Annotated in this window: 1 protein-coding gene; it reads left to right on the forward strand. The window is 76.2% G+C overall.

Going from position 1 to position 504, the window contains the following annotated elements; translation table 11 throughout:
* Window positions 1-504: ROK family protein (locus tag G3I65_RS45835; protein ID WP_160701658.1), on the forward strand; the 504-nt coding region annotated here is incomplete at both ends.

A 504-nucleotide genomic window follows, 5' to 3' on the forward strand; every position in this document is an offset into this window, starting at 1 on the left:
CGCATCCCGTGCTGCGGCGCGTGGCCGCGCTGGCGGACAAGGTGCGCGAGGAGGCGCCCGGGCGGCTGGTCGCCGCCGGGATCGGGTTGCCGGGGCCGGTCAGCTTCGCCGAGGGCATGGCCGTCGCGCCGCCGATCATGCCCGGGTGGGACCGGTTCAACGTCCGCGACCACCTCGGCGGGCTGTGGGGCTGCCCGGTCGCGGTGGACAACGACGTCAACGCGATGGCGCTCGGGGAGCGGCACGCCGGCGTCGCGCGCTCGACCGACGACCTGATGTTCGTCAAGATCGGCACCGGGATCGGCTGCGGCATCGTGCTCGGCGGCAAGGTGTACCGCGGCGTCGCGGGCACGGCGGGCGACATCGGCCACATCCGCCTCGACGACTTCGGCCCGACCTGCGCGTGCGGCGAGGTCGGCTGCCTGGAGGCCTACTTCGGCGGCGCCGCGCTGGCCCGCGACGGTCTGGCGCTGGCGCGCAGCGGCCGTTCGGCCCACCTGGCCG

Source organism: Amycolatopsis sp. SID8362, assembly GCF_010550475.1.
GTDB classification, from domain to species: Bacteria; Actinomycetota; Actinomycetes; order Mycobacteriales; family Pseudonocardiaceae; genus Amycolatopsis; species Amycolatopsis eburnea.